Source organism: Litoreibacter sp. (genome assembly GCF_058136045.1).
In genome coordinates, this window is record NZ_JBYVDD010000001.1 from 1 (window position 1) to 13,828 (window position 13,828).

The window sequence follows — 13,828 nt, forward strand, 5'->3', positions numbered from 1 at the left end:
CTCAATAGGATGACCTTAAAAACCACTCCCCCATCTTTACAGCTGCTATCACGTGATCTTATGCGTGTGCTGCGGTTCGTTCTTGGGTCGGGCCATAGGCCCCGGCTACGTACAATCGCATAGAAACCATCGTTTTAATTACGTCTGTTGTCCACAATTGCCAGAAGCATTGAAACAAATACTCTTGTACCGTCGTATGGCGTCAAAACTTTTCGTATAGGACCACAGATTAAACCTTAAGGAATCCGCATAAGCTGGGGGGAACTTGGGGCGCAGGTCAGTTGCTGACTGCCTACCGCAGTCGTTCTCACGGTGGTTTTGTGGACCCGAGAACGTGTGTATCACCGTGTTGAAGAGAAGCCTGTAATCAACTGGTGCAATCCAAGCGATGAGCCTGCGAAAATTGCTGTGAATGTAACTGGTGCGCTTAGGCTCAGGACTGAGAATGCGGAAATTCCTTGGCCGATTGTACATCCTGTCGCCAAAACTGCGCCAAACCCCATACACATTGCCCCAAGGAATTGCCGCTTTAGCTCGCGTGGATCGTCGCAGGCCTCCCAGCGGAAGTGGCCTTTAATCAAGCTGCCACAGAAAGCGCCTGCAAGTACCCCAAACACCGATCCCACACCGAAGCTCAACCCGCCGCCGCTAGAGGTCATAAGAAAAATCAAGGTCTCCCCCAGAGGGGCTGTGTAAGTATGGCTGACGACTGTTTGATGGTTGAAGCCAGTGTTGGCGACCCATTGTGTTCCAACCCAGCCGCTGGCGATGGCCAAACCTACGAGGCTGGCCCAAATGATTGCGCTCCGTGCTTTTAGGAAGCTCCGTGATTTAAGAGCAAGAGCGATGATGGTTAAGCTAATGGTTAAACCGGCAATAGAAATTGACGTTCCGGTAAGCTTTGCCAGAAGTTCTGCATAGCTGCGGGTTTCCGTTGGAAGTGTTGTGCTGTTGATGAACTGCACGCGGAGTGCTGCCAACGGGCCGGATAACATGATGTACGCAGAGATACCCATAACCAAGACAATGACAAAAGATCTTAGGTCACCGCCCCCAAAACGGGCTAAGGCCCCAAAGCCGCAGTTCCCTGCTAGGGACATACCATAGCCGAATAGTAACCCACCAAGGATGCTTGCAGCAGGTGACCACGGCGTGATGGCGTAGATTGTTTGGGATAAGTCTAGCAAACCCATAGCAACCAACCCGAAGGATGCAGTACAAGCAACGCCAATCGCTAAAGCCCACATGCGTAGCCTTGTATCGCTTCCTTGGTAGAGGAAGTCTTCGATGGCGCCTAAAGTGCAAAACCGGCCGAGACGTGCGGCAAGCCCTAGGACAACTCCGCCCGCAAAACCAAAGAGAGCCACAAGGCCCGCATCCGAAATGTTATCCAACATTGTTAATTCTCCCCGGTATGCCCGGGGTGCGTGGCACGACCGGGTGGCTCTATTTATCCTGACAGAAAAGATCGTAGACGACGTCTAGTATCTGAATCGCCCTGCGATCTGTCAAACGGTAATAGATTGCCTTGCCATCACGACGTGGACTGACAAGCCCTTCGGCACGGAGCCGAGACAGTTGTTGCGATACTGCGGCTTGGCGAGCGGACAACAATTCTTCCAATTCTGTGACGGATTTTTCACCAGTAGCAAGGTGGCACAAAATCATCAAACGACCCTCATGGCTGATAGCCTTTAGGAAGTTGGAGGCGTTGCAGGCGCTCTCCATCATTCTCTCCATGTCGTCTTCGGACATGTCCTTAGTGATCACAGGCAGATTCATGACGGTGTCAGTATCCAGCAAAACATAGCCCCGCTTTAACTCAGTATATCATGGATTAACACTTACAACGAACTCGTTATGTTGCAATGCGGCAATTCGGTCACCTAATGCGAATATAGCCCTTCACTTGGCCGCGGTCGGGTGCATGTCGAGTAGTTTGGCCAACATGACCCAGAAAAATTCGTCGCCCCCGTAGCCCTCTATTCTGCCAAGTTCCTGTCCGTCCTCGACCAATACAAAGGTCGGAGTGAAAACAGGCTTGGATTGAAATGTAACATCATCAGGCAGGTCCCGTAAGTCGACGCGGCGCAAGGGTGCGCGTGCTCCTTCAGGTGTTTTAGGGTAGATATGCGACACTTCCTCGTTCCAGCGGGCGCACCAGTGGCAGCCATCTTGCTCAACCATAACAAGATCGGCTGCATATGTTTTCGGGGCCATCCCGCCAAGCACCATCGCGCTTATAAAACAAATTCTAGCAAGGGTCATGAGGAGTTCCAGTTGACGACATGATAAAACATACAATAACTTGAATGTGTAATTCATGCAACCTTGGGGTAAGCCAACATGCTCGACATCACTCTGCTAGGGGCCTTTGCAGGCGGGCTTATTGTGTTCTTTTCACCCTGCGTCCTGCCAATCGTTCCGTTTTATCTTAGCTACATGGCAGGGGCTTCAATGTCGGAAATTAGCGCAGACGGAGCGCTGGCACCGGGGGTTAGGCGTCGTGCGTTCTTAGCCTCGGTTATGTTTTCCCTTGGCATCATTACCGTCTTCATTCTTTTGGGGGCGGCTGCGTATGGCTTGAGCCAGACATTTCGCGGAATGCAGACCGAGTTCAGATTATTCGCGGCGGCGGTGGTTCTTCTTATGGGGCTTCACTTCCTTGGGGTGTTTCGCATTGGCTTCCTGAATCGGGTTTTCCAGATGGATGCAGGCGATACCGGCAGCATGTCGGTTCTGGGCGCTTATGTCGTAGGCTTTGCCTTTGCCGCGGGGTGGACGCCTTGCGTGGGCGGCGTTTTGACGGCTGTTGTGTTTACAGCCAGCACCGAGGCGACTGCCTTGCGCGGCCTTATCCTTTTGCTGGTCTTTGGGGTGGCTATGACGGCGCCTTTCATGATCGCATCCTTGTTTATCGGCCCCTTCTTGCGATTTGCCTCTCGGTTTCGCCGCCACCTTCCGAAGGTTGAGAAGGCGATGGGCCTCTTGATGATTTTATTCGCAGGTTTGATTGCCACGGACAGCGTTAATTATATCGCAGGGTGGTTGCTCAACACTTTTCCGGTTTTCCAAGGAATTTAATTAGGAGCTGACACATGAAACGATTTTTGATGACCGTAGTGGCCATGCTGGTTGCCGTGCCTTTGAGCGCCGCCGAGATTGGCGATGACGGGCTGCACAAGACCGATTGGATGCGCGACACCTTCAAGGATTTGCGCGAAGACCTTGCCGAGGCGAATGCGGAAGGTAAGCGGCTGGCTTTGATCGTGGAACAACGCGGATGCATCTACTGCACCAAAATGCACAATGAGGTTTTCCCGCGCGAAGATGTGTCGAGCTACATTCGGGAGCACTTCTTTATGGTGCAGCTAAACTTGTACGGGGACACCGAAATCACGGACTTTGACGGGGAGGTGCTGACCGAGAAGTCGGCGGCGCGCAAATGGGGCCTATTGTTCACCCCGTCGATTCTGTTCCTGCCAGAAGAGGTGGGCGAGGGGCAAACAGCACAAGTAGCTGCTGTTGCAATGATGCCGGGAGCATTTGGGGCAGGGACAACGCTAGATATGTTCACTTGGGTCAATGAGAAGAGGTATCGTATTGATTTTGATGAGACTTTTCAAAAATACCATGCTGAAAAAATTCAAGAAAGGAAGGCGGCCTCGACGGAGTAAGTTGTGAAAATGCGCATGACGAATTCAGAAAGTAGAATTTATCCTTGCTCGTTCACGAAGCCGTGGCCTATGGTATATAAAAAATTGAATGTGTTACGGGAGGACGCATGAGAATTTCCATTCTTTCAACGATTGCCGTTGCTGTTTCGGTCACCGCCTTGGGCGCGGCTGAGATTGCACCATCTGAAGTTAGCTTCGAAGACGGCACTGTCTCGCAATCGCTCACGGGCGTTGCGGGTGATGCAGCCAGCGGCAGCGAAATAGTCGGGAGCAAAAAGCTCGGCAATTGCGTTGCTTGTCATCAAGTCGCGGATTTGGCCGATGTGCCATTCCAAGGCGAGATAGGTCCAGCGCTTGATGGTGCTGCTGACCGTTGGTCCGAGGCAGAGCTTCGAGGCATCGTCAGCAACGCAAAAATGACGTTTGAGGGTACGATGATGCCCGCCTTCTTCAAGACTGAAGGTTTCATTCGTCCGGGCAATGCCTACACGGGCAAAGCACCCGACGACACTTTTGGCCCGCTTTTGTCGGCCCAGCAAATTGAAGATGTGGTGGCCTACCTTTCCACACTCAAAGAATGATCACCCCCTTTCATTGGGCCCAAGCTTGGGAGCTTAAAAAATGAATCTGACACGACGCAATGCCATGATCATGGGTGCAGGTGCCTTTGTGGCGCTTGGCCTGCCGATGCGTGCATCCGCATCCCTTTCTGACGATGCTATCGCGGCCTTTACGGGCGGCGCAGAAATGGGCAGCGCTGGCATCACGCTTGCTGCGCCCGAGATTGCTGAGAACGGTAATACCGTACCGGTTGAGGTTTCTGCTCCGGGTGCGACTGAAATTTTGGTGTTGGCAACTGGCAACCCTACGCCAGCGGTTGCGACTTTCAAATTCGGTGCACTGGCAGCTTCGCAGACTGCATCAACACGTATTCGGCTTGCCGGTACGCAAGAGGTGGTTGCAATTGCCAAGATGGCAGACGGCTCGTTCGTTAAGGCAGCTACCACTGTCAAAGTCACAATCGGCGGCTGCGGCGGCTAAGCTATCTCAAGGAGAATTTTATTATGGCAAAAGGTGTAAAACCCCGCGTTAAGGTGCCTAAAAAGGCAGATGCTGGTGATACGATCACCATCAAGACTTTGATCAGCCACAAGATGGAATCTGGTCAGCGCAAAGATGATGACGGTAACGTCATTCCGCGCTCCATCATTAACCGCTTCACCTGCGATTTTAACGGCGAAAATGTCGTTGATATCACGCTTGAGGCCGCAATTTCGACCAACCCGTATCTGGAGTTTGAGGCCATCGTGCCCGAAGCAGGTGAGTTTAAGTTCACATGGTACGACGACGACGGCTCTATCTATGAGACGAGCAAGAAAATTGCCATCAACTAGAGCGTCGCAACATCAGGGAGGGATGAATATGACAAACCTAAAAGGAGCGCTTAGTGCGCTTTTCATAGCCGGAATTGCGTCTGGTGCCATGGCGGATGCCGTGGACGATACGTTGGTTGTGAACGAGGAAATGACAATTCTGACGCGCACCGCAGCACCTGCCCACGTGGCAGATGTGTTGGATGAGGTGATATCTGGTTGGCATTTTCGCGGAACAGAGACCCGTGCGATGCAGGCGGATGACTTTGATAATCCCGGTATGATCTTTGTCGAGAAGGCCGAGGATACTTGGAATGCGGCGGATGGTTCTGAGGGTAAATCGTGCGCAGATTGCCATGGTGCATCCTCTGATATGTCGGCCGTGCGTCCGACATATCCCAAGTGGAATGATGGGGCAGAGGAAGTCCGCACATTGGAGATGCAGATCAACGACTGTCGGGAAAACCGGATGGGCGCTGAAAAGTGGAAGTACACTGGTGGCGACATGGTTAACATGACCGCTTTGCTGGCGTCTGTGTCTCGTGGGTTGCCTGTTAATGTGGCCATTGATGGTCCCGCCGAGGCAACTTGGGAGCAGGGTAAAGAGCTTTACTATACCCGTACTGGCCAATTGGAATTGTCGTGCGCAAATTGCCATGAAGAGAGCTATGGTAAGATGATCCGTGCGGACCATCTGAGCCAAGGTCAGATCAATGCCTTCCCGACGTACCGCTTGAAAAACACCAAGTTGAATGCGGTTCATGCCCGCTTCAAAGGGTGTGTGCGTGATACGCGCGCCGAGACTTACAAGCCTGGCAGTGCCGAGTTTGTGGCGCTTGAGCTATATGTTGCATCGCGCGGCAACGGGTTGCATGTCGAAGGCCCGTCAGTTCGAAACTAAACTTTGAGTGGCCCCGCATTGGTAAAACAGTGCGGGGCTTTCTCGTTTCTATAACATTCAATAAGATGCATATATCAAGGAAGACCTCCACATGATCTCTCGGCGTGACTTTCTTCAAACCAGCATGGCCGCAAGCGCCATTCTTGGCGGTTCTAGCTATGGCAATTGGGGGCGGTTAGCCGCGCAGCAGTCGCTGACGCAGGACCAGCTTTTACAGTTTGACACCTTTGGCAATGTCTCCTTGATCCATGTGACGGACATTCACGCGCAGTTGAAGCCGATCTATTTCCGCGAGCCATCCATTAATATTGGGGTCGGCGAGAACAAAGGGCAGGTGCCTCACGTCACGGGGGCTGATTTCCGCAAGCTTTACGGCGTCGATGATGGCAGCTCCTCCCACTATGCACTGAGTTCTGATGATTTCACGTCTCTGGCGCAAGGCTATGGCCGCGTTGGTGGGCTGGATCGCGTGGCAACCGTTGTGAACCAAATCCGTTCCGAGCGCCCCGACGCATTGCTGCTGGATGGCGGCGATACATGGCATGGCAGCTATACGTGCTACCAGTCTGAAGGTCAGGACATGGTAAACGTCATGAACGTGATGAAGCCTGACGCGATGACATTCCACTGGGAATTCACGCTGGGGTCTGAGCGGATTAACGAGTTAGTAGAGAACTTGCCATTTGCGGCATTAGGCCAGAACATTTTTGACGCGGAATGGGACGAACCTGCGGATTTGTTTCCTCCCTATAAGTTCTTCGAGCGTGGTGGAGTGAAAATCGCCGTTATCGGGCAGGCCTTCCCCTATATGCCGATCGCTAACCCTGGCTGGATGTTCCCCGAATACGCCTTTGGTATTCGTGACGAGAACATGCAAGCGATGGTTAATGAGGTTCGCGCCAACGGGGCGGAGTTGGTTGTTCTGCTCAGCCATAACGGCTTTGATGTGGACAAGAAAATGGCCGGTATTGTCAAAGGTATCGACGTTATTTTGTCGGGCCACACCCATGATGCGCTGCCCGAGCCGGTGCTGGTGGGTGAGACGATCATCGTGGCCTCTGGCTCTAACGGAAAGTTTGTCTCTAGGGTTGATCTGGATGTGCGCGATGGCCGAATGATGGGTTTTCGCCACAAGCTGATCCCGATTTTCTCGGACGTGATTACGCCAGACGCCGAGGTGGCTGCGGTTATTGAGGCGGAGCGCGCGCCCTATAAAGACCAGCTTGCCGAGGTGATTGGTCAGACCGGATCGCTGCTATACCGACGCGGTAATTTCAACGGGTCATGGGATGATTTGATCTGCGACGCGTTGATTTCGGAGCGCGAGGCGGACATTGCTCTCAGCCCCGGTGTGCGTTGGGGGCCGTCATTACTTCCGGGCCAAGATATCACCCGCGAAGATATCTGGAATGTTACCTCGATGACCTACGGGGCCGCGTATCGCACTGAAATGACTGGTGAATTCTTGCACGTGGTGCTGGAAGATGTAGCCGACAACTTGTTCAACCCCGATCCTTATTACCAACAAGGTGGCGATATGGTGCGCACGGGCGGTCTTGGGTATCGCATCGACATCACCAAGCCGCAGGGCGAGCGGATCACCGAGATGACCTTGCTCAAAACCGGGGAGCTGATTGACGCTTCAGCAACTTATCAGGTTGCAGGTTGGGCGTCGGTTAATGAAGACACCGAAGGGCCGCAGATTTGGGATGTGGTGGAAGATCACATCCGCAAACAAGGCACCGTTACCGTAGATCCAAATAACAGCGTGAAAGTTGTGGGCGCTTAATTGGCGACACAGCAGAAAGGCAAAGACATGACAGAAAAAACGACAGGCAAATCGCGCCGCGCCTTCCTAAAAGGTGCCGCGCTAACAGGCGTAAGTTTGGCGGCAGGCAAGGCCAGTGCGGCAACCCCTGATCCGCTGATAACTGAGGTGCAACCATGGGCTTCGGGCTTTGGGGATGGCGTTGATGCGGCACCTTACGGCGCACCGATTGAATTCGAGGGTGATGTTATCCGTCGCAACGTGGAATGGCTGACCGCCGACACGATCAGCTCAATCAACTTTACGCCGATCCACGCGCTGGATGGCACAATCACCCCGCAGGGTTGCGCGTTTGAGCGTCACCATTCGGGTGCAATTGAGCTGAAGAAAGACGATTACCGCCTGATGATTAACGGGATGGTCGATAAGCCTTTGGTGTTCTCCTATGCGGATTTGGAACGGTTCCCGCGCGAAAACCACGTCTACTTTTGCGAGTGCGCGGCCAACACCGGGATGGAATGGGCTGGCGCGCAGTTGAACGGCGCGCAGTTCACGCACGGCATGATCCACAACATGGAATATACTGGCGTGCCGCTGCGCACATTGCTGGAAGAAGCAGGCTACGACACGGCTGGCAAGTGGGTCTACGTCGAGGGTGCGGATGCGTCTTCCAACGGGCGCTCTATCCCGATGGAGAAAGCGTTGGACGACGTATTGGTCGCATTCAAGGCCAACGGCGAAGCGCTTCGTAAAGAACACGGCTACCCGGTGCGCCTTGTCGTGCCCGGTTGGGAAGGCAACATGTGGATCAAATGGATTCGCCGGATTGAAGTCACGGATGCCCCTGTTGAAAGCCGCGAAGAGACTTCGAAATATACTGACGTTCTTGAAAATGGTATCGCGCGCAAATGGACGTGGGAGATGGATGCGAAGTCTGTTGTGACCTCACCCAGCCCGCAATCGCCGATCACCCACGGCAACGGCCCATTGGTGATTACTGGGCTGGCATGGTCCGGTCGTGGTGCGATCAAACGCGTCGATGTCTCCAAGGATGGTGGCAAAACATGGGAGACTGCGCGCCTTGCTAAACCGGGTGAGAAAATGGCGCTGACGCGCTTTTATCTGGACACGAATTGGGACGGCGAAGAGATGATGCTCCAGTCGCGCGCGATGGATGACACGGGCTATGTGCAGCCGACGAAGACGCAACTGCGCGAGGTCCGTGGGTTGAACTCGATCTATCACAATAACTGCATTCAGACATGGCTGGTGCGCTCGAATGGGGAGGCGGAAAATGTTGAAGTATCTTAAGGTTGCAACCGCACTTGCCGTTATGGCGGCACCTGTTGCGGCGGAAACATTCGGCCTAGGTCGGGCTGCTTTGCCAGAGGAAATTGCCGCGTGGGACAAAGACGTCCGGCCGGATGGGACGGGCCTGCCGGTTGGGTCCGGTGACGTTCTGGACGGCGAAGAAATTTTCGCTGAAAAATGTGCGGTTTGCCACGGTGACTTTGCCGAAGGCGTGGGCAACTGGCCCAAGCTGGCTGGTGGCGCGGACACGTTGGCGGATGAAGATCCGCTGAAAACGGTGGGCAGCTATTGGCCATATCTATCGACCACATGGGACTATGTGAACCGCTCTATGCCGTTCGGAGATGCCCAAACCCTTGAGGCAAATGAGGTCTACGCGATCGTCGCCTATATCCTCTATTCCAACGATTTGGTGGATGATGACTTCGTTTTGTCAAACGAGACATTTCTGGATGTTGAAATGCCCAATGCGGCGGGCTTCATTCTGGATGACCGGCTTGAGACCGAGCACTCCAAATGGGTGGGCGAGCCTTGCATGGAAAACTGCAAAGACGACGTAAAAGTCACCATGCGGGCCATGGTGTTGGACGTGACGCCTGATGAGGAAAACGCTGAGGAAGCCAAACCCGAACCCGTGGTGGAGGAGGCGAAAGCTGAGGAAGCGCCAGTTGTTGAGGCCGTAGCGTTGGACCCGGAATTGGTCGCGGCAGGGAAAAAGGTCTTCAAGAAGTGTAAGGCCTGCCACCAAGTCGGTGACAAAGCAAAGAACAAAACGGGGCCTGTGCTGAATGGCATTATTGGACGCGCCGCAGGCACGGTCGAGGGTTTCAAGTATTCCAAAGCGATGAAAGCCAAAGCTGACGAAGGCTTGGTTTGGACGGATGAGGCGTTGGCTGAATTTCTTGCTAAACCAAAGGCGTTCATCAAAGGCACAAAGATGAGCTTTTCTGGTTTGAAAAAGGAAAAAGACCTCGCGGCGATTGCGGCATATCTGGCCAGCCAAGGCAATTAAATCATGCGCTTGGCATTGCTCATATCAACGACCCTAGCTGCAATGCAGATGGCTGGGGGGGCGTTGGCAGAGCAACTTGGTGATGTTGAAGCAGGGCAGCGTGTTTTTACTAAATGCAAAGGGTGCCACCAGTTAGGTGCCGGTGCCAAGGATCGTATCGGGCCGCATTTGAATGGCATCTTCGGTCGCAGAGCCGCGGCTCACGACGGCTTTAACTACTCTAAATCTATGCAACGCGCAGGGGCTGACGGGCTGGTTTGGACTGCTGATACTTTGGACGCATACATCGAAAATCCGCGCGTCCTTGTCTCCAAAACGCGGATGAGTTTTAGGGGCCTAAAAGACCCGCAGGATCGGGCAAATTTGATCGCCTTTTTGCGCGACTACTCTGACAACCCGTCCAATCTTCCCGAAGCGGAGCCAACTGCCCGGGGAACCGATCACGATCTGGACCCTGCAATTTTGGCCCTACAGGGTGATCCCGAGTATGGCGAATATCTGTCGAATGAATGCCTGACCTGCCATCAGGTAGACGGCAGCGCTGCGGGCATACCATCAATTACACAGTGGGCTGAGGAAGATTTTGTCGTCGCGATGCACGCCTATAAACGCAAGTTGCGTGTACATCCGGTCATGCAAATGATGGCGGGTCGTTTGTCAGATGAAGAGATCGCAGCGCTCGCTGCGTTTTTTAAAGACCTTGAGTAACTAAGCTAACTTTTCTGGGAGGAAAAACGATGACACTGAACAGACGACTATTCTTAGGAACTGGTGCCGCCGCAATGGCATCACTAAGCGCCCCTTCCGTTTTGGCCGATGGCCATGGCAAGCCGCGGGTTATTGTCATTGGCGGTGGCGCTGGTGGGGCAACCGCTGCGCGCTACATTGCCAAAGACAGCAAAGGGCAGATCGACGTCACCTTGATCGAGCCATCGCGCACGTATTTCACCTGCTTCTTCTCTAACCTCTATTTGGGTGGCTTTAAGGAGCTGGACGATATTGGCCACACCTATGGCACGCTGGCGGCCAAATACGGGGTGAACGTGGTGCATGATTGGGCCATTGATGTGGACCGTGACGCCAAGACCGTGACCCTCGCAGGGGGGGCGACGCTGCCTTATGATAAGCTGGTGCTTAGCCCGGGTATCGACTTTATTGATGGTGCTGTTGAAGGGTGGAGCGTCACGGCGCAGAACGCCATGCCCCATGCCTATAAAGGCGGCTCGCAAACGGAGCTGTTGAAGGCGCAGGTTGCGGCAATGCCCGAGGGTGGCACCTTCGCGATGGTGGCCCCCCCAAATCCGTTCCGCTGCCCTCCTGGTCCGTATGAGCGGGTATCCATGGTGGCGCATGTCTTAAAGGCGACCAATCCAACGGCAAAAATTATTGTGGCTGACCCGAAGGAGAAGTTCTCCAAGATGGCGCTTTTCCAAGAGGGGTGGGCCGAGCATTATGAGGGTATGATCGATTGGATCGGCTCTGACTTTGGTGGCGGCGAGGTGTCGGTGGACCCGAATGCGATGATCCTGACCATTGATGGCGAAGAAACCAAAGTGGACGTTTGTAACGTGATCCCTGCCATGAAGGCGGGTCACATCGCGGAAATCGCGGGCGTAACTGATGGCAACTGGGCCCCGGTTAATGCCGCTGACATGAGTTCCAAGGCTGATGCGGATGTTTATGTTTTGGGCGATGCTAGCCACCAAGGCGACATGCCTAAATCTGGCTTCTCGGCCAATTCACAGGCCAAGGTATGTGCCAATGCGGTGCGTGGTGCGTTGACTGGATCGAAGGTGTTCCCGGCCAAGTTCTCTAACACGTGCTGGTCACTTATCGACACCGATGATGGCGTCAAAGTGGGCGCGACCTACGAAGCAACGGACGATAAAATCGCCAAAGTTGACGGCTTCATTTCGGCCACCGGCGAAAATAGCGCAACCCGTAAGGCGACGTTCGAGGAGTCCGAGGGCTGGTACGCTGGCATTACCGCCGACATGTTTGGCTAAACGCAAAAGCGCGGGCATGATCTGGGTCAATGCCCGCGCTGCTATGGTGTGATTTACTGATATAAACGCAGGAGAAACTTTCATGAAAAAGATGTTGATGGCTGGGGTCTTTGCTTTGCTTTCCACTCCGGTAATGGCCGATGGACAAGCGGTAACTTATCCGTTTGATGGCAGCTTTGATGATGCGACTTTTGCGGTTGAAAGCGCAATCGTTGGCCGCGGTCTTGTGATTGATTGGGTCAGCCATACGGGTGATATGTTGGAGCGCACCGGTGAGGCTGTTGGCAGCGATGTGAAGCTGTTTGATGGGGCTGATATTTTTCAGTTTTGTTCGGCACAGTTGTCGCGCAAGGTTATGGAAGCCGACCCTCTGAATATTGCGTTTTGCCCTTATGGGATTTTTGTAACTGATCAAGATGGTGCAGTCATGGTCGGATATCGAACATACCCAGAAGGCCCGATGCAAGAAGTGCAAGCATTGCTGGATGGCATCGTGCAAGAGGCGCTGGAATAATCATGAACTACAACGACTTCTTTGCTGCTAGCCTTGATCAGTTGCGCGACGACGGAAACTACCGTGTCTTTGCGGAACTAGAACGCCAATGTGGTGATTTCCCCCATGCGCAGGCACATGATGCGGGCAAAACCGCGCCAGTGACGATTTGGTGCTCGAATGATTATCTGGGGATGGGGCAGCACCCTTCTGTTTTGGCGGCTATGCATGAAGCGTTAGATCGTTGTGGCGCAGGTGCGGGTGGTACGCGCAATATCTCTGGCACGACGCATGATCACGTCAGGCTTGAGGCCGAATTGGCCGACCTTCATGGCAAGGAAAGTGCTTTGTTATTTACCTCTGGTTACGTCTCTAATTGGGCGGCCCTTGGTACTTTGGCGGGGCGCATCCCCGGCTGTGTTGTGTTGTCGGACGCATTGAACCACGCCTCGATGATCGAGGGTATTCGCCACTCGAAAGCCCAACGGATGATCTGGGCGCATAACGATCTTACGGACTTGGAGGCTAAGCTGGCCTCCCTGCCGTTGAACCAACCTAAGTTGATCGCGTTTGAGAGTGTGTATTCGATGGATGGTGACATTGCGCCGATTAAGGAAATTTGCGACCTTGCGGATAAGTACAATGCGATGACCTATCTGGACGAGGTGCACGGCGTTGGCCTTTATGGTCCGCGCGGTGGCGGTATTGCCGAGCGCGAAGGGGTAATGCACAGGCTGACCGTAATTGAAGGCACCCTTGGCAAGGCTTTCGGTGTGGTTGGCGGCTACATCGCGGCCTCTGCTGACCTGTGTGATTTTGTGCGTAGCTTCGCCAGCGGTTTCATTTTCACCACGGCATTGCCTCCTGCGGTTGCCGCAGGCGCAGCGGCATCGATCAGGCATTTGAAGGCATCCACAGCCGAGCGCGAAACCCATCAGTTGCGTGTTGCACAGGTGCGCGCGCGCCTAGATGAGGTCGGCATTCCGCATACTGACAACCCCAGCCACATCATCCCGGTTATGGTGGGCGATCCGGTGAAGTGTAAATATATCTCGGACCTGCTTTTGCGTGACCATGGCATCTATATACAACCGATCAACTACCCGACGGTTCCCAAAGGCACCGAGCGTTTGCGGATCACGCCGTCACCTGTGCATAGCGAGCAAGATGTTGACCGGCTGATAGAGGCTTTGGGCTCGCTATGGTCGCAATGTGAGCTGGCTCGAATGCCGATGGCGGCGCAGTAGTTTCTTGATGAAAATCAAGGGCGCCTGCGATGCTCTCCTG

At 53.8% G+C, this 13,828-nt stretch carries 16 protein-coding genes; 13 read left to right on the top strand and 3 right to left on the bottom strand.

From position 1 onward, the window contains the following. Positions 1–341: 341 nt before the first annotated feature. From AC3Y7R_RS00005 to AC3Y7R_RS00015, 3 genes are all read right to left on the bottom strand, one after another. Positions 342–1,397 (bottom strand): YeeE/YedE family protein, encoded by a 1,056-nt coding sequence (locus AC3Y7R_RS00005; protein WP_490039945.1) that lies wholly within the window; start codon positions 1,395–1,397, stop codon positions 342–344. A 49-nt stretch (positions 1,398–1,446) separates the two neighbouring features. Next, on the bottom strand, positions 1,447–1,782 hold the full coding sequence (locus tag AC3Y7R_RS00010) for an ArsR/SmtB family transcription factor (protein ID WP_490040060.1): 336 nt from the start codon (positions 1,780–1,782) through the stop codon (positions 1,447–1,449). Between the two features lie 123 nt (positions 1,783–1,905). Continuing rightward, positions 1,906–2,268, bottom strand: a complete 363-nt coding sequence (locus tag AC3Y7R_RS00015) for a hypothetical protein (protein ID WP_490039946.1) — start codon at positions 2,266–2,268, stop codon at positions 1,906–1,908. Positions 2,269–2,346: 78 nt separating this feature from the next. Between AC3Y7R_RS00015 and AC3Y7R_RS00020 the strand changes: the two genes are divergently transcribed. The 13 genes from AC3Y7R_RS00020 (at position 2,347) to hemA (ending at position 13,788) form a co-directional block, all read left to right on the top strand. Next, positions 2,347–3,084 (top strand): cytochrome c biogenesis CcdA family protein, encoded by a 738-nt coding sequence (locus tag AC3Y7R_RS00020; RefSeq protein WP_490039947.1) that lies wholly within the window; start codon positions 2,347–2,349, stop codon positions 3,082–3,084. Positions 3,085–3,098: 14 nt separating this feature from the next. After that, entirely contained in the window at positions 3,099–3,677 is a 579-nt protein-coding gene (locus AC3Y7R_RS00025) for a thioredoxin family protein (RefSeq protein ID WP_490039948.1), read from the top strand. Between the two features lie 107 nt (positions 3,678–3,784). After that, positions 3,785–4,258, top strand: a complete 474-nt coding sequence (gene soxX, locus AC3Y7R_RS00030; RefSeq protein WP_490039949.1) for a sulfur oxidation c-type cytochrome SoxX — start codon at positions 3,785–3,787, stop codon at positions 4,256–4,258. A 40-nt stretch (positions 4,259–4,298) separates the two neighbouring features. Then, on the top strand, positions 4,299–4,718 hold the full coding sequence (soxY, locus tag AC3Y7R_RS00035) for a thiosulfate oxidation carrier protein SoxY (protein WP_490039950.1): 420 nt from the start codon (positions 4,299–4,301) through the stop codon (positions 4,716–4,718). Positions 4,719–4,741: 23 nt separating this feature from the next. Further along, positions 4,742–5,071 (top strand): thiosulfate oxidation carrier complex protein SoxZ, encoded by a 330-nt coding sequence (gene soxZ / locus AC3Y7R_RS00040; RefSeq protein ID WP_490039951.1) that lies wholly within the window; start codon positions 4,742–4,744, stop codon positions 5,069–5,071. A 28-nt stretch (positions 5,072–5,099) separates the two neighbouring features. Continuing rightward, positions 5,100–5,951: a sulfur oxidation c-type cytochrome SoxA gene (soxA, locus tag AC3Y7R_RS00045; RefSeq protein WP_490039952.1), complete on the top strand. Its 852-nt coding sequence runs from the start codon at positions 5,100–5,102 to the stop codon at positions 5,949–5,951. 91 nt (positions 5,952–6,042) lie between these two features. Continuing rightward, positions 6,043–7,740, top strand: coding sequence for a thiosulfohydrolase SoxB (gene soxB, locus AC3Y7R_RS00050; RefSeq protein WP_490039953.1), 1,698 nt, complete (start codon positions 6,043–6,045; stop codon positions 7,738–7,740). A 27-nt stretch (positions 7,741–7,767) separates the two neighbouring features. After that, positions 7,768–9,030 carry a sulfite dehydrogenase gene (gene soxC, locus AC3Y7R_RS00055; RefSeq protein ID WP_490039954.1) on the top strand — a complete coding sequence of 421 codons (1,263 nt, stop codon included), beginning with the start codon at positions 7,768–7,770 and terminating at the stop codon, positions 9,028–9,030. After that, positions 9,014–10,042 (top strand): c-type cytochrome, encoded by a 1,029-nt coding sequence (locus AC3Y7R_RS00060; protein ID WP_490039955.1) that lies wholly within the window; start codon positions 9,014–9,016, stop codon positions 10,040–10,042. The genes soxC and AC3Y7R_RS00060 overlap by 17 nt, the downstream gene beginning before the upstream one ends. 3 nt (positions 10,043–10,045) lie before the next feature. Next, complete coding sequence (locus AC3Y7R_RS00065; RefSeq protein ID WP_490039956.1) at positions 10,046–10,750, top strand: c-type cytochrome; 705 nt, start codon at positions 10,046–10,048, stop codon at positions 10,748–10,750. Positions 10,751–10,779: 29 nt separating this feature from the next. Then, a complete protein-coding gene (locus AC3Y7R_RS00070; protein ID WP_490039957.1) occupies positions 10,780–12,048 on the top strand; it encodes an FCSD flavin-binding domain-containing protein in 1,269 nt (422 codons plus the stop codon). A gap of 82 nt (positions 12,049–12,130) precedes the next feature. Continuing rightward, on the top strand, positions 12,131–12,562 hold the full coding sequence (locus AC3Y7R_RS00075) for a DUF302 domain-containing protein (RefSeq protein WP_490039958.1): 432 nt from the start codon (positions 12,131–12,133) through the stop codon (positions 12,560–12,562). A 2-nt stretch (positions 12,563–12,564) separates the two neighbouring features. Then, positions 12,565–13,788: a 5-aminolevulinate synthase gene (gene hemA, locus AC3Y7R_RS00080; RefSeq protein WP_490039959.1), complete on the top strand. Its 1,224-nt coding sequence runs from the start codon at positions 12,565–12,567 to the stop codon at positions 13,786–13,788. Positions 13,789–13,828 lie beyond the last annotated feature (40 nt).